General features: G+C 70.6%; 22 protein-coding genes. 17 read left to right on the top strand and 5 right to left on the bottom strand.

Translation table 11 applies throughout. The features are described 5' to 3' along the window. Positions 1 to 240 precede the first annotated feature (240 nt). Positions 241 to 1746: an alpha-N-arabinofuranosidase gene (locus tag ITJ56_RS01820; protein WP_194626948.1), complete on the bottom strand. Its 1506-nt coding sequence runs from the start codon at positions 1744 to 1746 to the stop codon at positions 241 to 243. Positions 1747 to 2020: 274 nt separating this feature from the next. On the opposite strand from ITJ56_RS01820, the gene ITJ56_RS01815 reads away from it, so the two are divergent. The 3 genes from ITJ56_RS01815 to ITJ56_RS01805 all read left to right on the top strand — a co-directional run bounded on the left by ITJ56_RS01815 (position 2021) and on the right by ITJ56_RS01805 (position 5363). Continuing rightward, positions 2021 to 3376, top strand: a complete 1356-nt coding sequence (locus tag ITJ56_RS01815) for an extracellular solute-binding protein (protein WP_194626946.1) — start codon at positions 2021 to 2023, stop codon at positions 3374 to 3376. A 99-nt stretch (positions 3377 to 3475) separates the two neighbouring features. Beyond that, a complete protein-coding gene (locus ITJ56_RS01810; protein WP_194626944.1) occupies positions 3476 to 4447 on the top strand; it encodes a carbohydrate ABC transporter permease in 972 nt (323 codons plus the stop codon). 1 nt (position 4448) lies between these two features. After that, entirely contained in the window at positions 4449 to 5363 is a 915-nt protein-coding gene (locus tag ITJ56_RS01805; protein ID WP_194626942.1) for a carbohydrate ABC transporter permease, read from the top strand. Positions 5364 to 5521: 158 nt separating this feature from the next. Here ITJ56_RS01805 and ITJ56_RS01800 read toward each other — a convergent pair whose 3' ends face one another. Next, positions 5522 to 6352, bottom strand: coding sequence for a siderophore-interacting protein (locus ITJ56_RS01800; protein WP_194626940.1), 831 nt, complete (start codon positions 6350 to 6352; stop codon positions 5522 to 5524). A 28-nt stretch (positions 6353 to 6380) separates the two neighbouring features. Between ITJ56_RS01800 and ITJ56_RS01795 the strand changes: the two genes are divergently transcribed. The 4 genes from ITJ56_RS01795 to ITJ56_RS01780 are packed head-to-tail and all read left to right on the top strand — an operon-like array spanning position 6381 to position 10526. Continuing rightward, positions 6381 to 7460 (top strand): iron ABC transporter permease, encoded by a 1080-nt coding sequence (locus tag ITJ56_RS01795; RefSeq protein ID WP_323749690.1) that lies wholly within the window; start codon positions 6381 to 6383, stop codon positions 7458 to 7460. Then, positions 7457 to 8605 carry an iron ABC transporter permease gene (locus ITJ56_RS01790; protein ID WP_323749689.1) on the top strand — a complete coding sequence of 383 codons (1149 nt, stop codon included), beginning with the start codon at positions 7457 to 7459 and terminating at the stop codon, positions 8603 to 8605. The genes ITJ56_RS01795 and ITJ56_RS01790 overlap by 4 nt, the downstream gene beginning before the upstream one ends. Then, positions 8602 to 9495 (top strand): ABC transporter ATP-binding protein, encoded by an 894-nt coding sequence (locus ITJ56_RS01785; RefSeq protein WP_194626937.1) that lies wholly within the window; start codon positions 8602 to 8604, stop codon positions 9493 to 9495. The genes ITJ56_RS01790 and ITJ56_RS01785 overlap by 4 nt, the downstream gene beginning before the upstream one ends. Before the next feature lie 11 nt (positions 9496 to 9506). Beyond that, on the top strand, positions 9507 to 10526 hold the full coding sequence (locus ITJ56_RS01780; RefSeq protein WP_194626935.1) for an ABC transporter substrate-binding protein: 1020 nt from the start codon (positions 9507 to 9509) through the stop codon (positions 10524 to 10526). 81 nt (positions 10527 to 10607) lie between these two features. Here the strand turns inward: ITJ56_RS01780 and ITJ56_RS01775 are convergent, their stop codons facing one another. Next, positions 10608 to 12656 (bottom strand): transglycosylase domain-containing protein, encoded by a 2049-nt coding sequence (locus ITJ56_RS01775; RefSeq protein ID WP_228516913.1) that lies wholly within the window; start codon positions 12654 to 12656, stop codon positions 10608 to 10610. Positions 12657 to 12846: 190 nt separating this feature from the next. Here ITJ56_RS01775 and ITJ56_RS01770 point away from each other — a divergent pair, with 190 nt between their 5' ends. Together ITJ56_RS01770 and ITJ56_RS01765 are read left to right on the top strand one after the other, a co-directional pair. After that, complete coding sequence (locus ITJ56_RS01770; RefSeq protein WP_194626933.1) at positions 12847 to 13089, top strand: hypothetical protein; 243 nt, start codon at positions 12847 to 12849, stop codon at positions 13087 to 13089. Positions 13090 to 13135: 46 nt separating this feature from the next. After that, positions 13136 to 13327 (top strand): hypothetical protein, encoded by a 192-nt coding sequence (locus ITJ56_RS01765; RefSeq protein ID WP_194626931.1) that lies wholly within the window; start codon positions 13136 to 13138, stop codon positions 13325 to 13327. Positions 13328 to 13347: 20 nt separating this feature from the next. Here the strand turns inward: ITJ56_RS01765 and ITJ56_RS01760 are convergent, their stop codons facing one another. Continuing rightward, entirely contained in the window at positions 13348 to 13842 is a 495-nt protein-coding gene (locus tag ITJ56_RS01760) for a MarR family winged helix-turn-helix transcriptional regulator (protein ID WP_194626929.1), read from the bottom strand. A gap of 104 nt (positions 13843 to 13946) precedes the next feature. Here ITJ56_RS01760 and ITJ56_RS01755 point away from each other — a divergent pair, with 104 nt between their 5' ends. Together ITJ56_RS01755 and ITJ56_RS01750 are read left to right on the top strand one after the other, a co-directional pair. After that, a complete protein-coding gene (locus ITJ56_RS01755; RefSeq protein ID WP_194626920.1) occupies positions 13947 to 14879 on the top strand; it encodes an NADP-dependent oxidoreductase in 933 nt (310 codons plus the stop codon). A gap of 47 nt (positions 14880 to 14926) precedes the next feature. Beyond that, positions 14927 to 15916, top strand: coding sequence for an alpha/beta hydrolase (locus ITJ56_RS01750; RefSeq protein WP_194626918.1), 990 nt, complete (start codon positions 14927 to 14929; stop codon positions 15914 to 15916). A gap of 160 nt (positions 15917 to 16076) precedes the next feature. Here ITJ56_RS01750 and ITJ56_RS01745 read toward each other — a convergent pair whose 3' ends face one another. Next, positions 16077 to 17558, bottom strand: coding sequence for a mannitol dehydrogenase family protein (locus ITJ56_RS01745; RefSeq protein ID WP_194626916.1), 1482 nt, complete (start codon positions 17556 to 17558; stop codon positions 16077 to 16079). 185 nt (positions 17559 to 17743) lie between these two features. On the opposite strand from ITJ56_RS01745, the gene ITJ56_RS01740 reads away from it, so the two are divergent. The 6 genes from ITJ56_RS01740 to ITJ56_RS01715 all read left to right on the top strand — a co-directional run bounded on the left by ITJ56_RS01740 (position 17744) and on the right by ITJ56_RS01715 (position 25494). Continuing rightward, positions 17744 to 18382, top strand: a complete 639-nt coding sequence (locus ITJ56_RS01740) for a TetR/AcrR family transcriptional regulator (RefSeq protein WP_194626914.1) — start codon at positions 17744 to 17746, stop codon at positions 18380 to 18382. Positions 18383 to 18460: 78 nt separating this feature from the next. Further along, entirely contained in the window at positions 18461 to 21121 is a 2661-nt protein-coding gene (locus ITJ56_RS01735) for an MMPL family transporter (RefSeq protein WP_194626912.1), read from the top strand. Positions 21122 to 21354: 233 nt separating this feature from the next. Next, positions 21355 to 21798 (top strand): MarR family winged helix-turn-helix transcriptional regulator, encoded by a 444-nt coding sequence (locus ITJ56_RS01730; protein WP_194626909.1) that lies wholly within the window; start codon positions 21355 to 21357, stop codon positions 21796 to 21798. 51 nt (positions 21799 to 21849) lie between these two features. After that, positions 21850 to 22062 (top strand): hypothetical protein, encoded by a 213-nt coding sequence (locus ITJ56_RS01725; protein ID WP_194626906.1) that lies wholly within the window; start codon positions 21850 to 21852, stop codon positions 22060 to 22062. A gap of 64 nt (positions 22063 to 22126) precedes the next feature. Then, on the top strand, positions 22127 to 23221 hold the full coding sequence (locus tag ITJ56_RS01720) for an alkene reductase (RefSeq protein WP_194626904.1): 1095 nt from the start codon (positions 22127 to 22129) through the stop codon (positions 23219 to 23221). A gap of 164 nt (positions 23222 to 23385) precedes the next feature. Continuing rightward, the gene (locus tag ITJ56_RS01715) at positions 23386 to 25494 is read left to right on the top strand and encodes an acyltransferase family protein (protein ID WP_194626902.1); all 2109 of its coding nucleotides are present in this window, start codon (positions 23386 to 23388) and stop codon (positions 25492 to 25494) included. Positions 25495 to 25505: the final 11 nt, after the last annotated feature.

Raw genomic sequence — 25505 nt, 5'->3', positions numbered from 1 at the left:
AACATCCGTGGAGAACTGTCGCTTTCGCGGACCTGACGGACCCACTCAGCGCACATCTGTCGCGTTCGCGACCACACGCCAGCCGGGAGGCCCGGTGCCCGCCCGCCACGGGCCTCCCGGCCGCCGTCGGCGCGGCCCACCCACCTACCCGCCCGCGACGAGCAGAGGACGTCGGGCGCGAGCGCCCGACGTCCTCTGTGCTCACTCGACGCCCGCCGTGACGTGCGCCGAGGCGCCTTCTCAGCCGATCGAGACGGCGGTCCAGGAGACCGGCGGGAGCTCGATCGTGATGGTGTCGCCCTCGCGGCGGACCGACTCGTTCGTCCGGAGCCCCACCCGCGACGTGTTCGCCAGGTCGTTGACGGCGTGCAGGTCGTCGTCCCAGACACCCTCGGCGTGGACGTCGCCCGACGCACCGATGCCGGCGAGGTCGATCGTCACCGTGGTCGTCTCGGACGGGTGGCGGTTCACCAGGAACACCGCGGCCTTGCCGTCCTCGGAGACCGTGGCGGCGGAGTCCACGACCGGGACCTCACCGTGCTTGCCGCCGTCGACCGTGTCACCCGTCGACTTGATCTGCAGCGAGGTGCCCTGCGCCAGGCGCGAGGTGACCGAGAAGGGGAAGAAGGTCGTCTGCCGCCAGGCCGGGCCGCCGGGCTCCGTCATGATCGGGCCGATCACGTTGACGAGCTGCGCGATCGAGGCCGAGGCGACGCGGTCCGCGTGCCGCAGCAGCGAGATGAGCAGGCCACCCACGACGACGGCGTCGGCGACGGTGTAGACGTCCTCAAGCAGGCGCGGGGCGACGGGCCACTCGTCGAGCGTGAAGCTCTTGGCCTTCGCCTCCCACTTCTTGATCGACCAGACGTTCCACTCGTCGAACGAGATGTCGATGCGCTTGTCGGACTTCTTCTGCGCCTGGACGTGGTCGGCGGCCGTGGTGACCGTCTTGATGAAGTGGTCCATGTTGACGCCCGACGCGAGGAACGACGGCAGGTCGTCGTCCTCCTCGTAGTAGGCGTGCGCGGAGATGTAGTCGACGTCGTCGTAGGTGTGCTCGAGGACGATGCGCTCCCACTCGCCGAACGTCGGCATCGACGCGCTCGAGGAACCGCAGGCGACGAGCTCCAGGTCGGGCTGGATCTGTCGCATGGCCTTCGCGGTCATCGCCGCGAGCTTGCCGTAGTCGTCGGCGTTCTTGTGGCCGAGCTGCCACGGGCCGTCCATCTCGTTGCCCAGGCACCACATCGTGATGGCGAAGGGGTCCCGGCGACCGTTCGAACGGCGGTATTCGGACAGCGCGGTGCCGGCGTCGATGTTCGCGTACTCGAGCAGCTCGATGGCCTCCTGCGTACCGCGGGTGCCGAGGTTCACGGCGAGCATGAGCTCGGAGCCGACCTGGTCGAGCCAGTGCTGGAACTCGTGCAGGCCGACCTCGTTCGTCTCGGTCGAGTGCCAGGCGAGGTCGAGGCGTCGCGGACGCTGCTCGACGGGGCCGACGCCGTCCTCCCACTTGTAGCCGGAGACGAAGTTGCCGCCGGGGTAGCGGATGGCGGAGACGCCGAGTTCCTTGACCAGTTCGACGACGTCCTTGCGGAAGCCGTGTTCGTCGGCGGTCTCGTGTGCGGGCTCGTGGATGCCGTCGTAGACATGGCGGCCGAGGTGCTCGACGAACCCGCCGAACAGGCGACGTCGCACCGGCCCCACGGTGAACGCGGCGTCGAGGACGAGGTGTGTGCGGGGCATGGATCTCCTTCGATCGTGGCAGTGCGGTTCGTGCGGGGAGCGGGGCGGGGAACACTCCGGGTACCGAAGCGGGCCGTCACGAAAGTGAGCGCTCACCTGCCAGAAACGCTACCGGGTTCGCCGCCGACGCGAAAGGGGTGGCGGATGATCGGAGCGGGCGCTAATGTGAGCGCTCACGGAGCACCCGAAGACCGCTCCGTGTCCGGAGCAGCGATGCCCCGGCGGGAGCACCGACCCTGTTCCCGAGCCCGGCCCATCCCGATGGAGTGATGCCATGCCGATCCCACCCGCAACACCCGCGTCGCGGCTCTCGCGCCGCGGCTTCCTCGCCGCCGGCGCGGCGGCTGCGACGGTCCTGCCGCTCGCCGCCTGCTCGAGTCCGCTCGCCGCCGGTCTCGCCGGCAGCGCCCTCAATCCCGAGACGCTCGTCTTCTGGAACCTCTTCGGCGGCGGCGACGGCGTCCGCATGCAGGCGATGGAGGACGGCTACGCGAAGCAGCACGGCGGTTCGAGTGCACTGCAGGGCACCACGTTCGCGTGGGGCAACCCGTACTACTCGAAGCTGACACTGGCGACCGTCGGCAACAAGCCACCGGACGTCGCGATCGCGCACCTGACCCGTGCGAAGCCGCTCTGGGACGGTGACCTGCTCGACCCGATCACCTCGGACGACCTGGCGAGCGTCGGCCTGAGTGCGGCCGACTTCAACCAGAAGGCCTGGGCGGCGCAGAAGACCGACGGCAACAACATCGCGATCCCGCTCGACACCCACCCCTTCGTCCTCTTCTACAACGTCGACGTCTGCAAGAAGGCCGGCCTGCTCGACAGCGACGGCAACCTCAAGGACCTGTCCGGCATGGACACCTTCGAGCGTGCCCTCGCCGCGGTCTCGAAGGTCACCGGCGGCACAGCCCTCAACGTCGCGAACGTCGTGCCGGAGACCGCCACCCCGTGGCGCTTCTTCTGGACGATGTACAACCAGCTCAAGGACGCGACCCCGTTCCTCAGCAAGGGCGGCGCCGAGCTCACCGTGAACGAGGACGCCTACAACGAGGTCACGAGCCGCACCCAGAAGTGGGTGAAGGAGGGCTGGCTGAACAAGGCCCTCGACTACGCCACCGCGCAGTCGCTCATGTTCGACGGCAAGGCCGGCTTCTTCATGCAGGGCGAGTGGGAGATCAGCACCGCACAGTCGATCAAGGGGCTGAAGTTCGGCATGGCGCCGATCCCCCAGCTCTACGACAAGCCGGCGACCCAGGCGGACTCGCACACGTTCATCCTGCCGAAGAAGGCCCGCACGCCCGAGCAGCGCAAGCAGCACCTGCTCTTCATCAAGCAGATGCTCGAGCAGAGCCTGACCTGGGCCGAGGGCGGACACGTGCCGGCGTACATGCCGACGTTCGACAGCACGCAGTACCGGGACCTCAAGCCGCAGTCGAACTACGCGGCCGCTGCTGAGACCGCCGTGTTCGACGACGCCGCCTGGTACGGCGGTTCCGGGTCGACCTTCGAGGGCACGGTGGGCGCGCAGCTCGCCCTCGTGCAGCAGGGCAGCTCGTCCCCCGCGCAGGCGCTCCGTGCCATCAAGTCGCAGCTCGCGACGTACCTCAACACCCCGAGCCCCCTGTGACCCGGCACGTGACCGGCCGGCGCACCATCACCAGCACCGGCACCAGCACCAGCACCAGGCACGCGACCGCCGTGAACACCGCGCGAAAGGCACGATGACGTGACCACAGCACCTGTCCTCGACCGGCCGACCGACGCGGCCAGCGCGCCGCGTCTTCGCCGGAACCGTACGTACCGGAACAGTCTCAGCAGCGGCCAGGGCCGCAGCGGCTGGCTGTTCCTCGCCCCCTTCGGCCTGTTCTACGTGGCCTTCCTGCTCGGCCCGACGGTCTGGATGATCGTCACGAGCTTCTTCAACACGTCGACGGTCCGCACCGGGCTCGGCAGCTTCGCCGGGTTCGCGAACTACGCCGAGATGCTCGGGCGGTCCGACTTCTGGTCGTCGCTCTGGCACACCCTGCAGTTCACGCTCTACACGACTCCGCCGCTCGTCATCCTGGCGTTCATCTTCGCCGTGCTGACCAACCGGATGAACCGCGGTCAGTGGTTCTTCCGACTTGCGTTCTTCCTGCCGTTCATCCTGCCGTCGGCGACCATCTCGCTGATCTGGGTGTTCATCTTCACGCCGGCCACCGGCCTGTGGGCGAGCCTGCAGTCGGCGATCGGCATGACCCCGGGCTCCGGCATGCTGTCGAGCCCGAACACGGCCATGATCGGTGTCGCGATCGCCACCGTGTGGTGGACGCTCGGCTTCAACTTCGTGCTCTACCTGGCCGGTCTGCAGGAGATCCCGCGCGAGCTGTACGAGGCCGCTGCGGTCGACGGCGCGTCGAACTGGCAGCAGATCAAGTCGATCACGCTCCCCCTGCTCGGCCGCACGACGACGCTGGTCATCCTGCTGCAGATCATCGCGAGCCTGAAGATCTTCGACCAGGTCTACCTGATGACGAACGGCGGCCCGGGCATCTCCACCCAGGTCTCGCTGCAGCTCATCACCGGCGTCGGCTTCACCGACAACCGGCTCGGTGCCGCATCGGCCGCGTCGGTCCTCCTGTTCATCGTGATCGTGGCGATCGCGGTCATCCGGCAGCTCGTCGAGCGCGCTGCCGCCAAGCGAGAGATCGGGGCCTGACATGACCGCCACCGAGAGCATCACCACCGGCCGCGGCAAGCTCCGCACCGGCGTCTCCTCGGCCGCTCCCACGAGCGCCGCGAAGATCGGCGTCAGTGGGCGCGGCTTCACGATCGCGTCGGGGATCGTCCTGACGGTGTTCGCGATCATCTGGCTCATCCCGAGCGTGTTCGCCCTGAAGACGTCACTGTCCGACAACGGCGTCGCCGCCCTCGGCGCGAACGCGATCCTGTCGAACTGGAACCCGACGCTGCACTCGTACTCGTCGCTGTTCCAGGCGGGCGACATCTGGAACTGGTACCTCGCCAGCGCCATCACGAGCGTCGTCACCGCCGTGCTCACCGTGCTGTTCGCGTCGATGGCGGCGTTCGCGCTGTCCCGGCTCGTGTTCCGCGGCCGCAACATCGCGTTCCTGCTGATCATCCTCGGGATCATGATCCCGACCCAGGTGCTGATCATCCCGATCTTCCAGGAGCTCAACGCCGTCGGCCTGCTCAACACCTACTGGTCGGTGATCTTCCCGCAGGTGCCCGCCGTGATCGCGGTGTTCATCTTCAAGCAGTTCTTCGACGGCATCCCGAAGGAGCTGGAGGAGGCGGCACGCATCGACGGCGCCGGCATCTGGAAGATCTACTGGTCCGTCATCCTGCCGCTGTCGCGTCCGGTGATCGCGGCGGTGACGATCCTGACCTTCGTCGGGGTCTGGAACAACCTGCTGCTGCCGCTGTTCGTGCTGTCGAACCCGGACCTCATGACGATCCCGGTCGGGCTCGCCACGGTGCAGGGCAGCTTCGGCCAGCGCTACGCCGACATCCAGGCCGGTGCGATCCTCGCGGCGCTGCCGCTGATCATCCTCTACCTGATCTTCCAGCGGCAGATCGTGGAGGGCGTGACGGGTTCCGGCCTCAAGGGCTGACGCGACCCCACGACGGACGGGAGGCCCGGTGCCAGCTGGCACCGGGCCTCCCGTCCGTCCGTTGTTGCGTCACGTGGCGCGGCGCGGCTGGTCTGACCGGGCGGAACCGGGCGTACCTGGCGGAACCGGGCGTCGCCATGGGAAGGAACGGGCGCGGGTCAGGCGGGGACGGAGACCTTCGCCTCGTGCTTCCAGAAGCCCGAGAACGTGATCCGCGACTTCGGCAGGCCAGCGCGGTGCAGGTGGCGGCGCCCCTCGGTGGCGAGCCGGGACTCACCGACCACGAACGCGTAGCCCCTGTCGTCGGACGGCACGTGCCGCTGCAGCTCGGCGAGTGCCCCGCTGCCGGGGACCGTACCCGGCTGGCGCACGATCCACGTCACCTGCACGCCGGCCGGGGCGTCGAGGTCGCGGATGTCGGCGGCGGTCGGGACCTCTTGGATGATGCGGCCGACGGTGTCGCGGGGCAGCGACGCGGCGATGCCGACCACGCCGGGCAGTCCGGTCTCCTCGGCGGCGACGACGACCTCGCTGGTGCCGTCGGGCACGTCGAAGATGCAGCCCTGGTCGAGCATCGCGAGCTCGTCGCCGGGGCGGGCGGCGCAGGCCCAGATGGCGGCGCGGCCCTCGAGCTCGCCACGGTGGTCAAGGTGCACCACGAAGTCGATGTCGAGCTCCGCGGTGCCGTCCGCGAGCAGGCGGTACGCGGCGACCGTGTAGTTCGCGCAGTGCGGGCGGGTGGCCTCGGGGATGCCGAGGAACGTCGGCCACCACTTCTTGCCGTCCAGGTCGGGCATCCGGAAGGCGTCCTGGTCGGGGCGCTGGACGAACAGGCGGAACCAGTGGTCGAACCCGAGGTACCCGAACTCGTGCAGATCGTCGCCGGTGACGGTGACGCGCTGCATCGAAGGGGTCACCCGCTCGGTCCGCAGGACACGGGCGCGGAAGAGCCGGGGGTTCGTCGGCAGGAGCCGCGGGGTCTTCGCCATGAGGCAAGGCTAACCTAAGATGATCTTCGTGCCAGCCCCCTCTTCCACCCTGGCTTCCGGTCCGGAGGCCCTCGACACCGACGCCTCCCGCGCCCTCGGCGTCCACCGGACCGCGGTGCGCCGACGCGTCGCGCTGATCGTCGGCCTCGTCGTCGCCCTCGTGCTGGTGGCCGCCGCGAGCATGCTGCTCGGCAGCAACCGGATCGGCATCGACCAGGTGTGGGCAGGGCTGACGCGCACGGGCTCGACCACCGACGAGGCGATCGTGTGGGGCTCCCGCATCCCGCGCACGCTCATCGGCGCCGCGGTCGGCGCGGCCCTCGGCATCGCCGGGCTGCTCATGCAGGGGCACACCCGGAACCCGCTCGCCGACCCCGGCCTGTTCGGCGTCTCGTCCGGTGCCGGGCTCGCGGTCGTCCTCGGCGTCTACGTGTTCGGGGTGACCAGCACCAGCGCGACCGTGTGGTTCGCCCTGGTCGGCGCGCTGGTCGCCAGTGTCGTGGTGTTCTCGGTGACCATCGCCGGCAGCGGCACCGCGAGCCCGGTGCCGCTCGCCCTGGCCGGGGCCGCGGTCTCGGCGTTGCTCGCCGCACTGACGTCGTTCGTCGTCCTGACCGACCAGGAGTCGCTCGACGCGTACCGGCTGTGGGTCGTCGGCTCGCTCGCCGCCCGTCAGCTCGACATCCTCGCCGCGGTGTGGCCGTTCCTGGCCGCCGGGCTGGTGCTCGCGGTCCTGAACATCCGGGCACTCGACGCGCTCGGTCTCGGCTCCGAGCTGGCGAAGGGCCTCGGCGAGAACGTGCTGGTCGCGCGGCTGGTCGGTCTCGGCGGGATCACGCTCCTCGCCGCCGGGGCGACCGCGGCCGCCGGTCCGATCGGGTTCGTCGGCCTGACCGTGCCGCACGTCGCCCGCGCCCTGGTCGGCACCGGCCACCGCTGGACCCTGCCGGTCTCGGGTCTGGTCGGTGCCGCGCTCGTCCTGCTCGCCGACGTGATCGGTCGGTTGATCGGCGGGTTCTCCGAGGTCGAGGTCGGCATCGTGCTCGCCGTCATCGGCGGCCCGGTGTTCGTCGCCGTGGCCCGTCGCCGATCGCTGGTGTCGCTGTGAGCGGCGCGGCGGTCCGCGCGGTCGGCGACACCCCCGGCCCCACCGGCGACCGCGCGGCCGGTGACGCCCCCGCCCACACCGTCGACCGCACGCCGGGCCGCGCCGGCGTCCGGATCGGACCGATCGGGCTCGCCTGGCGCCCCCGGGTGTTCTGGTACACGGTCGCCTCGCTCGTCGCCGTCCTGGTGCTCGTCGTCATCGGGGTCGCGATCGGCTCGACGTGGATCGCCCCCGGGGTCGTGGTGCGCTCCCTGCTCGGGCTCGAGTCCGGGCCCGACGCCTTCATCATCACCACCCTGCGTCTGCCCCGCGTGCTCACCGGCGCACTCGTCGGCCTGACCCTCGGCGTCGCCGGCGCACTCACGCAGACCTTCACGCGCAACCCGCTCGGCACCCCGGACATCATCGGCGTCACCGCGGGGGCGAGCGTCGGAGCGGTCGCGGCGATCGTCCTGGGCGGCGGCACGTACGCTGTGTCGTCGCTCGTGCTCGGCGGGGGAATCCCGGTCGCCGCGACGATCGGTGCCCTGCTGGCGGCGGTCGTCGTGTACGGCCTCGGATGGCGCGGCGGGGTGCAGAGCTACCGGCTCGTGCTCGTCGGCATCGGGGTGAGCGCGACCCTCGACGCCGTCACGAGCTACCTGCTCGTCCGCGCCAAGATCACGGTCGCCACCGCGGCGTCCCAGTGGCTCGTCGGCAGCCTGTCGAGCACCTCGTGGGAGAGCGTCTGGCCACTCCTGATCGTGGCCGCGGTCGCGGTGCCCATCGCGCTGGCGACGAGTGCCGCGCTCGGCATCGGGCAGCTCGGCGACGAGGTCGCGACCGGTGTCGGCCTGAGCGTCCAGCGACACCGGCTGCTCGTCATCACGCTCGCGGTCGTGCTGACCGCCGCCGCGGTCGCCGCCGCGGGCCCCGTCGGCTTCGTCGCGTTCGTCGTGCCGCAGGTCGCGCTCCGGCTCGCCGGCACGAACCGCCCACCCCTGCTGCTCGCCGGCACCCTCGGTGCCGTGCTCGTGCTCGCCGCCGACCTGCTGTCCCGATCCGCGTTCCCGTGGCAGGTGCCGGTCGGCATCATCACCACCGTGATCGGGGCGCCGTACCTGATCTGGCTCCTCGTCCGTCACCGCAAGGAGATGTCCCGATGACGACACACCACCAGCACGACACCCCCGTGCTCGAAGCCAAGGGCCTGTCCGTCGGCTACGACCGGCACCCCGTGCTGCGCGACCTCGACCTGCGCATCGAGCGCGGCTCGGTCACGACGTTCCTCGGCGCGAACGGCTGCGGCAAGTCGACCCTGCTCAAGGCGTTCGGCCGTGTCCTCAAGCCGCAGGCCGGCGAGGTCCACCTCGACGGGGTCCCGATCCGCAAGGAGCCGAACCGCCAGGTGGCCCGGAAGCTCGCGATCCTGCCGCAGTCCCCCGTCGCCCCGGCCGGCACGAGCGTGCTCGACCTGGTCATGCGCGGTCGGAACCCGCACCAGTCGTGGGCGAAGCCGTGGACCGCCGAGGACGCCGCCGTCGCCGAGGACGCGATCGCCGCCACCGGGCTGACCGAGGTCGCGCACCGTGACGTCGCCAGCCTGTCCGGCGGGCAGCGCCAGCGCGCCTGGATCGCCCTCGTCGTCGCGCAGCAGGCCGAGACACTCCTGCTCGACGAGCCGACGACCTACCTCGACCTGGCCCACCAGCTCGAGGTCCTGCGCCTGGTGCGCCGGCTGAACCGCGAGCAGGGGTCGACGATCGTCATGGTGCTGCACGACCTGTCGCTCGCGGCGCGGTACTCGGACCGGCTCGTCGTGCTGCACGACGGCGGGGTCGTGGCCGACGGCGCTCCGCACGAGGTCCTCACCCCGGCACTGCTCGAGCACGCCTTCGGCCTGCACGCCCGTGTGTTCCCGGACCCGGTGACCGGTGCGCCGATGATCGTGCCCGAGGCGGACGAGCACGACCCCGTTCCGGATGCCCCGACCGAGCACGCGGCCCCGAGCACGAAAACAGAAGACGCGCTGGCGAGTGCCGCGAACTTAGGTTAGCCTCTCCTAACGTGAAGACCTTCCGACGTGGCCACCTGCGCGCCGCCCTCCTGACCTCCGTGACCGTCTCGGCACTCCTCCTGACCGGCTGCTCGAGCACCGGCACCTCGAACGACTCCGACAACGACGGCGACACCGCCTCGTCCGGTGCCTGGTCGTACGAGGACGCCACCGGTGCGACCGTGAAGGTCGACCACACGCCGAAGCGCGTCGTCGTCCTGAACGACATCGCACTCTCGTTCATCGAGTACGGCCTGAAGCCCGTCGCCACCTTCGGCCAGCTGACGATGGCGAAGGACGCCCGGTTCAAGGACCTCGACACCGACGGCATCACCCAGCTCGGCACCGCGTACGGCGACATCGATCTCGAGCAGCTCGCCGCGCTGAAGCCCGACCTCGTCGTGACCTCGGTCTACCCGACCGACGCGAAGGGCACGCTCGACACCACGCAGCCCGGCTACGGCTTCAAGGACACGGCGCAGGAGAAGCAGATCACGGCGATCGCTCCCGTCGTCCAGGTCAAGTGGGGCGGCGAGGGCGAGGACGTCATCGAGGAGATCGCGGAACTGTCCGAGTCGCTCGGTGCGAAGGAGTCGACGGTCGACGCCGCCGAGGAGCGCTTCGACACCGCAGCCGACGAGCTCGAGAAGGTCGCGAAGGACAAGGACCTGTCGGTCGTCTCGATGTACGCCGACGGCGACGGCGCGTACGTCACTCGTCCGACCGACGAGCCGTCCCTGCAGATGTACGCGTCGTACGGCGTCGACTTCGTGAACCCGAAGCCGAAGGGCTTCTACTGGGGCATCTACTCGTGGGAGAACGCCGGCCAGATCACCGGCGACGTGCTGCTGCTGTCGCAGCAGGGCTACCAGGTCGCGGATCTGGAGAAGCAGCCGACCTTCGCCGACAACGCCGCGCTCGAGGCCGGCCAGGTGCACAGCTGGACGTTCCCGGCCCTCGACTACGCATCCCAGGCCGACTACATGACCAAGCTCGCGGGCTGGCTCGAGGACAGCAAGAAGCTGTCGTAGAACGCACCCCCGGAGCGGCCTGGAGGCGCGGTGCCAGCTGGCACTGCGCCTCCGGTCCGTTCGTGGTCGCGTTCCGGGCCGTCAGCCGACCGGCAGCGCGGCGTTCACCGCCGTCTGCGCCTCGCGCCAGACGGCCGCGCGCGATCCCGCGTAGGTGCCACCCTGGCCGTTGGAGAACGACCGCAGGTTGTGCTTCGCGCCGTCCGTGTTGCCCTGCCAGTAGGCCGTGACCGCACGCGAGGTCCCGCCCACCAGCCACACCTGGTCGGCCGCGTCCGTGGTGCCGGTCTTGCCGAACAGGGTCGCACCGTCCGGGGTCTGCCCACCGCTCGCCGTGCCGCCCCGGAACGCGCCCTGCATGACGTCGAACGCGGTGGCCGCGGTCTGCGGGGACACCGCCTGCGAGCAGGTGCGCGGCTGCCCGCCGAGCTCCTCACCGTCTGGAGCGATCACCTGGTCGACGACCACCGGCGCGCAGAAGCGTCCGCCGTTCGCGATGCCGGCGTACGCCGATGCCATCGTCAGCGGCGCGATGCTCTCGGTCCCGAGCAGGGACGCCGGGTTCCAGGGCAGCTCGCCGCCGCTCGCCAGGTGCACGCCGAGCCGCTTCGCCACGTCGCGGATGTCGCAGAGGTCGAGCTGCTCGGCCATCGACTGGTAGGCGGCGTTCACCGACTGCGCCGTCGCCGCACGCACCGAGTACGGACCGCGCTGACCGGGTGAGTCGTTCTTCGGCTGCCAGAACGCGGACGCTGGTTCGCCGCAGGCGGTCCACTCGCTGTGCGGGTGCGGTGTGCCGTTGACGACCGTGTCCGGGCTCCGGCCGGCCTCGATCCACGCGAGCAGCGTGAACATCTTGTAGGTCGACCCGGTCTGGAACCCGGTCGAGCTGCCGTCCGCCTCGTCGGTCGCGTAGTTCAGCGAGGTCGCGGTCCGGGGCGCCTGCACCGACCGGTCGTAGTCGGTGTTCTGCGCCATCGTGAGCACCCGCCCGGTCCCCGCCTCGACGGTGTTGAGCGTCGCCCCGAGCGCCAGCCGCGTCTCGGTCTTCGGGTCGTACTGATCGAGCAGCTGCTTCTGCTCCGCGTTCAGGTCGAGGTCGAGCGTGGTCTGGATCCGGTACCCGCCGGTACGCCAGGCGTCCGCCCGCTGCTGCTTCGTCGCACCGAGTTGCGGGAGCCGCTCGGCGATGGTCGTCGCGTGGTCGCAGAAGAACTCCGCGCCCATCTCGACCGCCTCGCACCCCTGCTCCGGTGCCGTCAGGTGGACGGAGTCGGCGACGCGGGACAGTCGAGCCGTGCGGTACTCCTCGGTCGACAGGTGCCCCTGCTCGTGCATCGACCGCAGGATGACGTTCCGCCGGGCGGCGTTGTCGCGGTGGTGGTCCGGCGTCGACAGGTCCCGTCGCTCCGGCCACTGCACGATCGCGATGAGGGACGCCGCCTCGGCCGGGGTCAGGTCGGTCGCCGACTTGCCGTAGTAGTGCTGCGCCGCCGACTGCACGCCGTAGGTCTGGTCGCCGAAGTAGGCGATGTTCAGGTACGCCGCCAGGATCTGCTGCTTCGTGTACTGCTTCGCCAGGCTGATCGCGAGCTTCATCTCGGCGAGCTTCCGCTGCGGTGTCCGCCGGGTCGCCTCCTTGTACGCGGCCTCGCGCTCCTCGGCGGTGGGCAGTTCGCTCGCCTGCTGGATCTTGATGTTCCGGACGAGCTGCATCGTCAGCGTCGACCCGCCCGAGCCGCCCTCGCCGCCAGATGCGGCCACGCCGACGAGCGACCGGACGACCGACGTCGCGTCCACGCCGCCGGTCTCGTAGAACCGCTTGTCCTCACCGTCGACCGCTGCGTGCTCCAGCTCGTCGCTGATCTGCTCGAGCGTCAGCTCCTGCCGGTCCTGGTCCCACACGTTCGCCAGGTGCACGGGCTCGCCACTGCGGTACGCCCAGATCTGGTTGCGCTGCGGCAGATCACCGATCTCGATGTTCTCGGGCAGCGACTCGAACACCCCGATCGCCGAGGTCGTTCCGACGCCGGCGACCGCGATCACCGGTGTCACCCCGACGCTCACCATCAGGCCCGCGAGCACACTGCCGCCCACGAAGCCGAGCGTGGCTCCCCCTGCACGTCTCATCGTCATCGTCGTCGTTCCCCCTCGTCGCGCCACCAGCGGCGCGGTCCGAGGAGCGTCCCAGTCCTGCTCGGGCGGTCGCCGGGACTTCGCCGCAGAACACCGTCGTGTCCGCTGGGAAAGTGCCGGGGTCGGTCGGCGCCGCGACACCGCGCTACGATCCGGTACCCCCTCCACCACGGAACGAGACGGCATGGCCCCGGTAGCGCCCCGCGTCCTGCACATCCTCTGCACGGCGTTCCTCGTCGTGGCCTTCCTGTCGGCGTTCCTCGGCGGGTACGCGATCGCGGACGACTCGGGCGAGGGCGGGGTCAACATCGGTGCCGGGGTCCTGATGTTGCTCGGCGCGCTGTTCGGCGCGATCGGCCTCGTGCTCGGGGTCGCCGCACTCGTCGCGGCGGCGGTCACGAGGCGCGCGGCGAGGCTGCGGGCCTGAGCGCCCGGCCGCCCCGCACCCAGACCGAGCGCGTACGGTGAGACCCGTGACACGCACCGCTCCGGTACGACCGCACCGCCTCGCACTCATCGCCGCAGCCGTCGCGCTCGTGGCGGGCGTCGGGTTGCTGTTCACACCCTGGGACGGCCCGGTGATCGTGCTCGCATGGGCGCTGATCATCGCGTCGATCGTCGTCGGTGCCGTGACCCTCTACCTGGTGCGCGCGCCCCGGAGCTAGTGCATCCGCACGCCACGCCGTCAGCCGCGCCGGCGCGTGCTCGCTGAGCGCGGTGGGTTCGCGCGGAGGTGCTCGGCAGCACCGCCGAGGATTCGTGCGAGGTCGTCGACGTCGGCGTCCGACATCGTCGCGAACAGCAGGCTGTGCAGCGTCTCGATGTGCCCGGGGAACACCTCAGCGAGCGCTGCCCGGCCGGCCTCGGTGATCGTGACGACGGTGCTGCGCTCGTCGTCGGGTGACGGGCCACGCGTGACGAGCCCGCGCTGGTCGAGCAACTGCGCCTGGTAGGTCAGTCCGCTCCGGCTGTAGACGACCCCGTCGGCCAGGTCGGTCATCCGCTGCTGCCCACCCGGGGCGTCGCCGAGCCGCGCGAGCACGTGGAACTGCACGTAGCTGAGTCCGCCGACGTCGCGCAGCTGCTGCTCGATGCCGTGGCGGAGCAGGCCACTCACCTCGGTGAAGGCGAAGTACGCCGCGAGCTGCGTCGGGGACACGGAGTTCGGCACGTCGGTCATGGGATCCATCCTACCCGTTGCTTCGAGTTCGAAACAGTGCTAGCGTCGGCAGCAGTTGCTTCGAAGTCGAAGCACATCAGCACCACCCGACGAGAGGCACGATCATGAAGGCAGCACGGTTCCACGAGGTCGGCGGTCCCGAGGTGCTCCGCATCGAGGACGTCGAGACCCCCGCTCCGGAAGCCGGGCAGGTGCGACTCCGCGTCGCCGCCTCGGCGTTCAGCGCAGCGGACAACGGCATGCGGGCGGGGTTCCTGCCGATCCCGATCGAGCTGCCGCACGTGCCGGGCTACGACGTCTCCGGCACCGTCGACGCGCTCGGCGAGGGCGTCGACGGACTCACCGTGGGCGACGCGGTCATCGCGTTCCTGCCGATGGAACGCGACGGCGGGGCTGCCGAGTACGTCATCGCCCCGGCCGACGCCGTCGTCGCGGCGCCGACGAGCATCCCGCTGGCCGACGCCGCGGGACTGCCCTCGGTTGCCCTCACCGCCTGGCAGGCCCTGTTCGACGACGGTCGGCTCGAGGCGGGCCAGCGGGTGCTGATCGTGGGCGCCGGCGGCGTGGTCGGCAAGTACGCGATCCAGCTGGCGGTCCGGGCCGGGGTGCACGTCACCGCGACGGCCAGCCCGCGCAGCATCGGCGCGGTCCGGGCAGCCGGGGCGGACGAGGTGATCGACCACACCACGACCGACGTCCAGACCGCCGTGACCGAACCCGTCGACGTGCTCCTCAACCTGGCGCCGATCGACCCCGAGGAGTTCGCAGCGCTCGTCTCGCTCGTGCGGGACGGCGGCGCGGTCGTCAGCACCACCGCGTTCATGGCCACCCCGGGCGACGAGACCCGAGGGGTCCGTGCGGCGACGGTGTTCGTCCTCCGGAACCGTGAGCGGCTGACGGAACTGGTGTCCCTGGTCGACGCCGGGGCGCTCACCGTGGAGGGCACGCGGCGCATCACACTCGACGAGCTGCCCGCCCTGCACGCCGAGGCGAGCGCGGGACGCGTCACCGGCAAGGTCGTGGTCCTGGCGGAGTGAGCCGCAGCACCACCACCACCCGCAGCCGCGCCGGATACGCTCGGCGCATGACGGACCGGGGGTGGCACGAGGACGTGCTCGGAGCGCCGTACGAGCGGCTGGAGCTGCCGCTCGGCACCGACTCCGAGGGCCCCGTCGTCGCCACCCTGGTCCGCCGCCGGCACACCCCGACCGACATGCTGCTGCACGGTCGCGGGCCCCTGCACGGCGTCGATGTGCTGTACGTGCACGGGTGGTCGGACTACTTCTTCCAGGTCGAGCTCGCCGAACGGCTCGAACGGCTCGGCGCCCGGTTCCACGCGCTCGACCTGCGGAAGTACGGCCGGAGCCTCCGACCGCACCAGACTCCCGGCAACGTCGACGACCTGGCCGTGTACGACGAGGACATCGCCGCCGCACTCGACGCGATCTCCGCCGAGCACCCCGACTCCTCCAACCGTCGACTCGTCCCGATGGGCCACTCCACGGGCGGCCTGACCCTGTCGCTCTGGGCGGCCCGGCACCCGGGTCTCGTGCACGGCCTGGTGCTGAACAGCCCCTGGCTCGAGTTCCAGGCCACCGCCGTCGGTCGGGCGATCGTCGCACCGGTCATCAAGCTCGGTGCTCGCCGGAACCCGCTCGCGCCGATCCCCGCCGTCGACCCGGGCTTCTACACCCGCACGGTCTCCGCCGAGGGCGAGGGCTCGTGGACGTACGACCAGCAGTGGCGCCCGGAGCGCGGCTTCCCGCTGCACCCGGGTTGGCTCGCCGCCGTGTTCGACGGGCAGGCGCAGGTCGAGAAGGGGCTCGGCATCGCGGTCCCCGTCCTCGTGATGCTGAGCGACAAGAGCATGCTCCAGCCGCGGTGGGACCCGGGGATGGCCCACGCGGACGTCGCCCTGAACGTCGACACCGTGGCACACCGAGCGCTGTCCCTCGGCGACGAGGTCACCGTCCGTCGACTCTCGGGCGCGCTGCACGACGTGGTGCTGTCCGCGCCGGACGTGCGGGAACAGGCGTACGACGCCGTCGGGCGCTGGGCGAGCACGCTCCGCTGAGCACCTCCGACGGTGCGGCGTCGGTCCGACAGCGGCGTCAGTCCGACAGCGCCGTCACGGCCGCCCGCGTCGCCGCTGCCACGAGCCCAATACGGTACGCGCCGACCGAGCTCGCGAGGGAGGGTGGCGGCGTCCCCACGGGCCTCCCGTCCGCCGCGTATCAGGACCGCGACAGACGCTCGACGGTTGCGTGCGCGCCGTCGGCGATGAGCCCGTCGAGCGCGTCGCGGTACGCGGCGACGAACCGTTCGTCGTCGACCAGGTCACCGAAGACCTGGCGGTTGGCGATGAAGGCGAGCCGGTCCTCGCGCTGGGTGAGTGCGATGCGGTGCAGCGGCTCGGCGAGCCGGTCGACGATCTCGATGGGATCGCCAGCCTCGTCGGTGCCCTCGTCGTATCGTGCCCACGACGCGACGATGCCCGCGGACAGGGTGACGGGACGGTCGGCGGCCAGGTTCTCGCGCACCACGGGGAGCAGCCACTTCGGGATCCGGTCGCTCGACTCGGCGCAGAGACGGGCGAGGGTGTCGCGGACCTCGGGGTTCTGGAAGCGCTCGATCAGGGTGGCCTTGTAGTCCTCGAGGTCGATGCCGGGCACCGGGTGCAGCGTCGGTGATCCCTCTTCGTCCATGTAGCGGCGCAGGAAGGTCGCGATCGCCGGGTCCTGCGTGGCCTCGTGCGCGTAGCGGTACCCGGACAGGTACCCGAAGTAGCAGAGCCCCTGGTGGCTGGCGTTGAGGAGCCGGAGCTTCATGAGCTCGTACGGCTCCACGTCGTCGACGAGCTGCACGTCGGCCCGCTCGTACGGCGGTCGGCCGGCGGGGTGGTCGTCCTCGAGCACCCACTGGAAGAACGGCTCGGCGACGACGGGCCAGGCCTCGTCGATGCCGAGCTCGTCGCGGACCCAGGCGCGGTCCTCGTCGGCGGTGACCGGGGTGATCCGGTCGACCATCGAGTTCGGGAACGACACGTGCTCGTCCATCCAGTCGGCGAAGGCCGGGTCCTGCAGCCGGGCGTACGCGGTGAACATCGCGCGGGCGACGTGCCCGTTGCCCTGGATGTTGTCGCAGGACATCACGGTGAAGGGGTCGAGTCCGCGGTCGCGTCGTCGACGCAGTGCCTCGACCACCAGGCCGAAGACGGTGCGCGGCGGGCCGTCACCGCGCAGGTCGGCGGCGACGCCGGGCTCGTCGGCGACGAACTCGCCGGTGACGTGGTCGAAGTTGTAGCCGCCCTCGGTGATGGTGAGGCTGACGATCCTGGTGTCCGGGTGCGCCATCTTCTCGACGACCGCGTCGGGCTCGTCGACGGCGAGCAGGTAGTCGACGATGCTGCCGATGACGCGGGATTCTCGGCTACCGTCCGGGTGCTTCAGGACGAGTGTGTACAGGCCGCCCTGCTCCGCCATCGCGGTCGCCATCCGGCGGTCCTGCTCGAGCACACCGACCCCGCAGATGCCGTACTCGCGGGCCTCGCCCCGCTGCAGGAGCCGGTCGATCACCATCGCCTGGTGGGCGCGGTGGAAGCCGCCGACGCCGAAGTGGACGATGCCGGCGATGACGCCGTCACGCTCGTAGGTGGGGACGGCGACACCGCTCGCGGCGATCTCGTCGAGGGTCTCCGGGGACAGGCGGACGGGCATCGGGTACTCCTTCGTACGGCGGGGGGGGTGCGGCGGGTCGTGCTGCGGATCGTCCGTCCAGTCTGACACCCGGTCCCCACCGAAGAACAGGTGTTCAGCACAGTGGTTCTGCATCGGGGGACGAACCTGGGGAAGCACCCAGTCTCGTTGCACCGAGTGCATCGATGCACCTAGTGTTCCTCCTCGTGACCATCGCGACCGATCGCCGAGCTGCCCTCAAGGCGAAGCACCGCGCAGCGATCCTGCAGGCCGCGCGCGACCTGATCGACGAGCGCGGCGGCCGCGACTTCAGCGTCGACGACCTCGCCACCCGGGCCGACATCGCCCGGCGCACCGTGTTCAACCACTTCGCCTCCCTCGACGAGGTCCTGCTGGCCGTGTGCGAGCAGGAACTGTCCGTCATCATCGACCGGTTCCTCGCCGACATGGCCCGCACCCCGGTCGGCGACGGCAGCCGGGCGTCGATGTTCGACGAGCTCGAGTCCGCGGCGCGCGGTGCAGACCTGGCCCCCGCGATCGCGAGCATGTACCGGATCCTCGGCGACCCGGGCAAGGACGACCCGAAGGGCGCCGTCCTGACGCAGACGGCCTTCTCGCGCGTGACCGAACGGCTCCGGGGCGAGGTCGCCCGGCGCTACCCGGCCGCCGACCCACTCGACGCGGCGCTGCTCGTCGAGTCGCTCATGAGCGGCATCGTCGTCATCGCGGAGCACTGGCTGGCCACGTCCGGCCCAGAACTCGACCGGCCGGCCCTCACCGCGTGGGACGACCTGCTCGCACGACTCGTGCACAGCGTCCGCAGCGGCTACATGGCCGACGACTGACACTCCTCATCCCCCAGGGGTCCACCGGCGCACCCCGCACCACCAGCACCTGACAACGAAAGGAACGCAGGCAACCGCATGGCCGGTCTCCTCTACCGTCTCGGACGGTTCTCCGCACGACGCCACTGGCTCGTGATCATCACCTGGGTCGTGGTCATGGCCGTCGCGGGCGTCACCTACACGCTCTTCGCCGGCACGATCTCGTCGTCGATCACGATCCCGAACACCAAGACCAGTCAGGTGCAGGACCAGCTCGCCGACAAGTTCCCGTCGGCGAACGGCGGCAACGGCACCATCGTCTTCGAGACGAAGGACGGCAAGGCGTTCTCGTCGTCGCAGCAGTCCGAGATCGACGACTTCCTGACGAGCCTCGAGGAGCTCGACGGCGTCAAGGGCACGACGAGCGGCTTCGACACGCAGCAGCAGCTCGACGACCAGCGACAGAAGATCGTCGACGGCCGCGAGCAGATCGAGTCCGGTCGTGACGAGATCGAGAGCGGACAGCAGCAGCTCGACGCGCAGAAGACCGAGCTGGAGTCCGGCAAGCAGCAGATCAAGGACGCCCAGGCGCAGCTCGACGCGCAGAAGGCACAGGCCGAGGCCGCCGGTGCAGCCAGCGGTGCAGCGGCGTCGGCCGCGCAGGCACAGGCCGCGGCGGCACAGCTCCAGCAGGCGCAGGCGCAGATCGACGCCCAGCAGGCGCAGATCGACGCCGGTGAGCAGCAGATCGCTGCCGCCCAGAAGACCATCGACGCGAACAAGCAGAAGCTCGACGACAGCGAACAGGAGCTGGAGCAGGGCTCGGAGCTCCTCGACCTGTCGAAGGACGTCCGCTTCGTGTCGAACAACGGCAGCGCCGCGATCGGCACCGTGCAGTTCACGAAGTCGACCTACGAGGTCCCCGCCGACACGAAGACCGCGATCGCGGACGACGCCGAGTCGGCCGACATCGACGGTGTGAACGTGTACGTGTCGAACGACATCGCCCAGGGCGTCCCGTCGATCCTCGGCCCGGGTGAGATCGCCGGTGTCATCATCGCGGCCGTCGTGCTGCTCCTGATGCTCCGCACGGTCATCGGTGCCGCGGTGCCGCTCATCAGCGCCGTCCTCGGCGTCGGGGTGGCCTCGCTCGCCGCCCTGTCGTTCTCGAGCCTGGTCGAGTTCATCTCGGTCACGCCGGTGCTGGGGGTGATGCTGGGCCTGGCGGTCGGCATCGACTACTCGCTCTTCATCCTGAACCGACACCGGACCCAGCTGAAGCAGGGCATGGCCGTCCCCGAGTCGATCGGGCTGGCCAACGGCACGTCCGGCAACGCCGTGGTCTTCGCGGGAGCGACCGTCATCGTGGCGCTGCTCGCGCTCAACATCACCGGCATCCCGTTCCTCGGGCTGATGGGCACGGTGGGTGCCGTCGCGGTGTTCTTCGCGATCCTCATCGCCACGTCCTTCGCACCGGCGCTGCTGTCGCTCATCGGCATGCGGATCCTGCGGAAGAAGGAGCGCACGAAGATCGGCAACACCGGTTCGACGCGCGTCCCGAACAAGCCGATGTCGACCTGGCGCGCCGTCGTCACGCTCGTCGCCGGCGTCGCCGTGCTCGGTACCGTCGCCCTCCCGGCGACCCAGATGCGCCTCGGCCTGCCCTCCGGCTCGTCGGAGGCCGTCGACTCCAGCCAGTACAAGGCCTACAAGACGCTCGAGAAGGAGTTCGGCGCCGGGCAGAACGGCCCGCTGCTCGTCGTCGCGACGCTGCCGGAGTCGATCAGCAAGAGCGACGTCACCGCCACCGAGGTCACCATCGGCAAGGCGATCGCGAAGAACGACGACGTCAGGGCCGTGCTGCCCATCGGTGCGTCGAAGGACCGCGACATCATCGCCTTCCAGGTGAAGCCCGCCGGCGGTCCGGACAGCGTCTCCACCGAGAACGTGGTCAAGGACCTGCGCGAGCAGACCGTCTCGACCGACGACGGCAGGGTCACCCTCGGCGTCGCCGGCAACGCGTCCGCGAACATCGACGTGTCCGAGAAGCTGTCGAACGTGCTGCCGCTCTACCTCGTGGTGGTCGTCGGCCTGTCGCTCATCATCCTGATCATCGTGTTCCGGTCGTTCCTCGTCCCGATCACCGCGACGGCGGGCTTCATCCTGTCCGTCCTGGCGTCCTTCGGCGGCCTGACGGCCATCTACCAGTGGGGCTGGCTGGGCTCGGTGTTCGGCGTGCACGACCCGGCACCGATCCTGAGCTTCCTGCCGATCATCGAGATCGGCATCCTGTTCGGGCTCGCGATGGACTACCAGCTGTTCCTGGTGTCCGGCATGCGAGAGGCCTACGCCCACGGCGCGAGCGCCAAGGTGGCGGTCCAGCGCGGTCTGCACGCCGGTCGCGCGGTGGTCACGGCGGCGGCGATCATCATGATCTCGGTGTTCGCGGGCTTCATCTTCTCGGAGTCCTCGACCATCAAGCCGATCGGTTTCGGCCTGGCCTTCGGCGTGCTCGTCGACGCGTTCATCGTCCGCATGCTGCTGATCCCGGCTGCGATGCACCTGCTCGGCAAGAGCGCCTGGTGGTTCCCGAAGTGGCTCGACCGGATCGTGCCGGACGTGGACGTGGAGGGCGCGAAGCTCGAGCGCACCCACCCCGCCGCCGGGCACGAGGACGCCCACACCGGCACGCACGCACTCCCGGTGGAGCCGGACGCGCACGCGCACGACTCGGGGCACCCGCCCGCGCACCGCGCGTAGTCGACGCACCCAGCCTGGAGGCCCGGTGCCGGTCCACGAGACCGGCACCGGGCCTCCAGGCCGTTGCGCCCGCCGCCCGCTCACCGGGAGCACGCGCACGCAGAGGATGTACACGCAAGGGACGACGAAGCACGCGTCGATCGACCGGCGTTCCGTCGGAAGGTGCACGCGCATCGAAGCGCCGCCCGCACCCGGCGACACGCCACTTCGTGCACGAACGGTATCCTGGGCGCATGACCGAGACCGCACCGGACCCGCTCGCGCTCGACCGGCAGCTCTGCTTCGCCCTGGCGGCGACCAGCCGCAGCGTCATCGGGCTGTACCGCGACCTGCTCGAGCCGATGGGCCTGACGCACCCGCAGTACCTCGTGATGCTCGCCCTGTGGGAGCGGGACCAACGGTCGGTGCGCGAGATCGCCGGCGAACTCCGGCTCGACTCAGCCACCCTGAGCCCACTGCTCAAGCGCCTGGAGGCCTCCGGGTACGTCCGCCGGACCCGCAGCGCCGCAGACGAACGCCAGCTCGAGGTGTCCCTCACCACGGCCGGGCACGCCCTGCGCGACCGGGCCGAGGCGGTCCCTCTGGCCGTCGCCGACCGGCTGGGGTGGCCCCTCGTCCGGCTCGAGGCCCTGAAGGACGAGCTCACCGAACTGTTGGACCGCGTCGACCAGGTGTGATCCGCGATCTTCAGTGCAATAATGGTTCGTGCACGAACGAAAGGACGCACCGTGGGACGCTTCGGACACTGGTACCAACGGTGGAACACCACGCTCATCGACAAGATGGGCCCCTCGCAGATCGGCGCCGGCCACCCCGAGGGCGTCGACGACCGCACGATCGACCGCGGTTGCCCGCTGTGCGGCAAGCCGCTCTCGCTGCACCAGGTGATCCGCCCGGAAGGGCAGGTGCGCTCGTCGACGCTGGTGTGCCCGCGCGACTGAGCTGTCAGCCTGAAGAACTGCTCCGAGGCGGAATTGCATCGGACAACTCGTCGTTCGCCCTGACGTGAAGCTCTTCGAACCCGCCACCCTCGGCGCCCTGTCCCTGTCGAACCGCATCGTCATGGCCCCGCTCACGCGCACCCGCGCCGGCGAGCACGGGGTCCCCAACGACCTGCTCGTCGAGCACTACCGGCAGCGCGCCGGCCTCGGCATGATCATCACCGAGGGCACCTGGCCCGTGCAGGAGGGCCGCTCGTACCCGGGCCAGCCCGGCATCGAGACCGACGAGCAGATCGCCGGCTGGCGCCGCGTGACCGACGCCGTGCACGCCGCCGGCGGCACGATCGTCATGCAGCTCATGCACGGCGGCCGCGTCTCGCACACCGAGATCTCGCAGACCCCGCGCATCGTCGCCCCGTCCGCCATCGCCGCTCCCGGGCAGACGCACCTGGCCGACGGCTCGAAGGTTGACATGCCGGTGCCGCACGAACTGGCCACCGCCGAGGTGCAGGACGCCGTGCAGGAGTTCGTCCAGTCCGCCCGGAACGCGATCGCCGCCGGCATGGACGGCGTCGAGGTCCACGGCGCCAACGGCTACCTGGTGCACGAGTTCATGTCGCCGGTGTCGAACACCCGCACCGACCAGTACGGCGGCTCCCCCGAGAACCGCGCGCGCTTCGCGATCGAGGTCACCACGGCCATCGCCGAGGCCATCGGCGCCGACCGCACCGGCATCCGCCTGTCGCCCGAGCACGGGATCCAGGGCGTCATCGAGGACGACGCCGACGACGTCCGCGCCACGTACACGGCGATCGCCGAGGGCCTCGCGCCGCTCGGCCTCGCCTTCGTCGACGTCCTGCACGCCGAGCCGACCGGTGACCTGGTGCAGCACGTCCGCCGCACCGCGGGCGCACCCTTCGTCGTGAACTCGGGCTTCTCGTCGCTCACCACCCGCGACGAGGCGATCGCCATCGTCGAGGGCGGCCACGCCGACGCCGTCGCGGTGGGCCGCGCAGCCATCGCCAACCCCGATCTCGCCCACCGCTGGGAGCACGACGCCGAGCTCAACGAGCCGCGTCCGGAGCTCTTCTACGGCGCGACCGCCGAGGGCTACACCGACTACCCGTCGCTGGCCGAGGCGCGCGCCACCGTCGCGTAGTCGACGCACCGACAGACCGGACGGGCGCGCCCCGCTCCGCGATGACGCGCCAGCGGCATGCGGGGCGCGCCGACCGAGCCCGCGAGGGAGCGGTGGCGACACCGCCACGGGCATCCCGTCCGTCGTGCCCCGCCAAGGCGAGCCGGTCTCCTAGGATCGACGCAGTGAGAACTGCAACGTCGGGCGAGCGGGGCCCCGCGCACCGCGCGCGCGACACGACGCGGTGGGACATCCAGGGCCTCCGTGCGTTCGCCGTGCTCGCGGTGGTCGTCTACCACCTGTGGCCCGGCGCCCTGCACGGCGGATTCGTCGGCGTCGATGTCTTCTTCGTGATCTCCGGCTTCCTCATCACCGGGCTCCTGCTGGGCGAGCACGTGGCGACCGGCTCCATCCGGCTCGGCCGGTTCTGGTCGCGGCGGGCGAAACGCCTGCTGCCCGCCGCGTTCCTGACGATCGTCGTGACCGGCATCGCCGTCCTGGTCGCCGTGCCGAGTGCCCTGTGGGGGCAGTACGGGCGCGAGCTGATCGCCTCGACGGTGTACCTGCAGAACTGGGAGCTGGCGGCGAACGCCGTCGACTACCTGGCCTCGGCCGACGCCCCCTCGCCGTTCCAGCACTTCTGGTCGCTGTCGGTCGAGGAGCAGTTCTACATCCTCCTCCCGCTCCTGCTGCTCGGGCTGGCCGCGCTCGGCCGACGCCGTCGGCTCTCCCCCCTGGTCACCGCACGGCTGCTGCTCGGCGCGGTCGTCGTCGTGTCGCTCGTCTGGAGCATCGTGCAGACGGCCACGAACCCCGGCGTCGCCTACTTCTCCACCGGCACCCGGGCGTGGGAGTTCGCGCTCGGCGGGCTCGCCGCCACCGTGCACCTGCCCGAGGTCCGCACCGAGGTCGCCCGCAGGGTGCGACTCGTGGCGACCGGCATCGGCGTCGTGGCCCTCGCGCTGTCGCTCGTCGTCATCACACCGGACACCGCGTTCCCCGGCATCGCGGCCCTGCTGCCGGTCGGCGGCGCGACCCTCGTCGTGCTGTTCGGCGCGGGCACCGAGTTCGAGGACGTGGGCGCGCTCCGGCCCGTGGCGTTCCTCGGCCGGATCTCGTACGCCCTGTACCTCTGGCACTGGCCGTTCATCGTGATCCTGCCGATCATGCTCGGCCGCCCGCTCGGCTGGGCCACCAGCACCGCGGTCCTGCTCGTCGCGGTCGGCCTGGCGGCGGTGACGACGATCTGGTTCGAGGAGCCGGTCAGGTTCTCCACCTGGCTCCGCGACCTGCAGCCGCGGGGGGTCGTCTCCCTCGGCGTCATCTGCACGTTCACGGTCGTGACGCTCGGGGCCGCCACCCTGACGGCCGTCTACGTGCAGCAGGTCGACGCGACGACGGTGACCGAGCAGATCACCGCTGAGCAGGACGAGTCCTGCTTCGGCGCCGCGGCCAGGATCGGTTCGGACGACCCGTGCATCGACCCCGAGCTCGCCGACGTGCGGGTGCCGGCCCCCGCCGCAGCCGAGGACGACGACGACAACCGCGCCGAGTGCTGGAACGGCGCCTTCCGGACCTGCGTCCTCGGGAAGGCGACCGGCTGGTCCAAGCACCTCATCGTCGTCGGCGACTCCCACAGCAACGCCCTGCTGGGTGCCTACGAGAAGATCGCGGACGACAACGGCTGGCGCATCGACCTGGCCGGCATCGGTGGCTGCTACCTCACCACCGCCCAGCAGGACGCCGTCAACGACGAGTCGATGCGCGGGTGCAACGCCTGGAAGCACGCCGCGATCGACTACGTCCGCGAGCACCGCGACGCCGACGCCCTCGTCGTCACCCACTCCGCCACCCAGATGCCGGTCAGTCTGCCCGCCGGGAAGGCTCGCGACATCGCCACCCGGAACGGCCTGGTGGACGCGTGGGAGCAGGCGGCCGGCGACGAACTCCCCGTCATCGCGATCCGCGACAATCCGCTCCCCCGGCCCGACGTCATCGCCTGCGTGAGCAAGATGTCCGGCCCGACGACCGACGCCTGCGACCAGCCGCGGTCCGAGGCGCTCGGGACCACCGACTCGTCGGTCGAGGCGGTCGCCGCGTTCCGGGCAGCCGGTGGGCAGGCGGCGGTGATCGACCTGTCCGACCACTACTGCACCGACACCACCTGCCCGGCGGTCATCGGGGGCGTCCTGGTCTACCGTGACACGACGCACATCACGGCGACGTGGGCGGCGTCGCTCGAGCCGTACCTGGAGCGGGCACTGCGGAAGCGGTTGGCGGCGTTCGACCGCTGACGACCGCGCGC

This window comes from Curtobacterium sp. VKM Ac-1376 (assembly GCF_015351025.1).
Lineage (GTDB): Bacteria > Actinomycetota > Actinomycetes > Actinomycetales > Microbacteriaceae > Curtobacterium.
This window is presented reverse-complemented; position numbering and strand designations above follow the sequence as displayed.

What these genes read in the sequence shown, in the direction of transcription:
- ITJ56_RS01820 (WP_194626948.1), bottom strand. Translation starts at nt 1,746, where the DNA reads ATGCCCCGCACACACCTCGTCCTCGACGCCGCGTTCACCGTGGGGCCG.
- ITJ56_RS01815 (WP_194626946.1), top strand. Translation starts at nt 2,021, where the DNA reads ATGCCGATCCCACCCGCAACACCCGCGTCGCGGCTCTCGCGCCGCGGC.
- ITJ56_RS01805 (WP_194626942.1), top strand. Translation starts at nt 4,449, where the DNA reads ATGACCGCCACCGAGAGCATCACCACCGGCCGCGGCAAGCTCCGCACC.
- ITJ56_RS01800 (WP_194626940.1), bottom strand. Translation starts at nt 6,352, where the DNA reads ATGGCGAAGACCCCGCGGCTCCTGCCGACGAACCCCCGGCTCTTCCGC.
- ITJ56_RS01785 (WP_194626937.1), top strand. Translation starts at nt 8,602, where the DNA reads ATGACGACACACCACCAGCACGACACCCCCGTGCTCGAAGCCAAGGGC.
- ITJ56_RS01775 (WP_228516913.1), bottom strand. Translation starts at nt 12,656, where the DNA reads ATGAGACGTGCAGGGGGAGCCACGCTCGGCTTCGTGGGCGGCAGTGTG.
- ITJ56_RS01770 (WP_194626933.1), top strand. Translation starts at nt 12,847, where the DNA reads ATGGCCCCGGTAGCGCCCCGCGTCCTGCACATCCTCTGCACGGCGTTC.
- ITJ56_RS01760 (WP_194626929.1), bottom strand. Translation starts at nt 13,842, where the DNA reads ATGACCGACGTGCCGAACTCCGTGTCCCCGACGCAGCTCGCGGCGTAC.
- ITJ56_RS01755 (WP_194626920.1), top strand. Translation starts at nt 13,947, where the DNA reads ATGAAGGCAGCACGGTTCCACGAGGTCGGCGGTCCCGAGGTGCTCCGC.
- ITJ56_RS01750 (WP_194626918.1), top strand. Translation starts at nt 14,927, where the DNA reads ATGACGGACCGGGGGTGGCACGAGGACGTGCTCGGAGCGCCGTACGAG.
- ITJ56_RS01745 (WP_194626916.1), bottom strand. Translation starts at nt 17,558, where the DNA reads ATGCCCGTCCGCCTGTCCCCGGAGACCCTCGACGAGATCGCCGCGAGC.
- ITJ56_RS01735 (WP_194626912.1), top strand. Translation starts at nt 18,461, where the DNA reads ATGGCCGGTCTCCTCTACCGTCTCGGACGGTTCTCCGCACGACGCCAC.
- ITJ56_RS01730 (WP_194626909.1), top strand. Translation starts at nt 21,355, where the DNA reads ATGACCGAGACCGCACCGGACCCGCTCGCGCTCGACCGGCAGCTCTGC.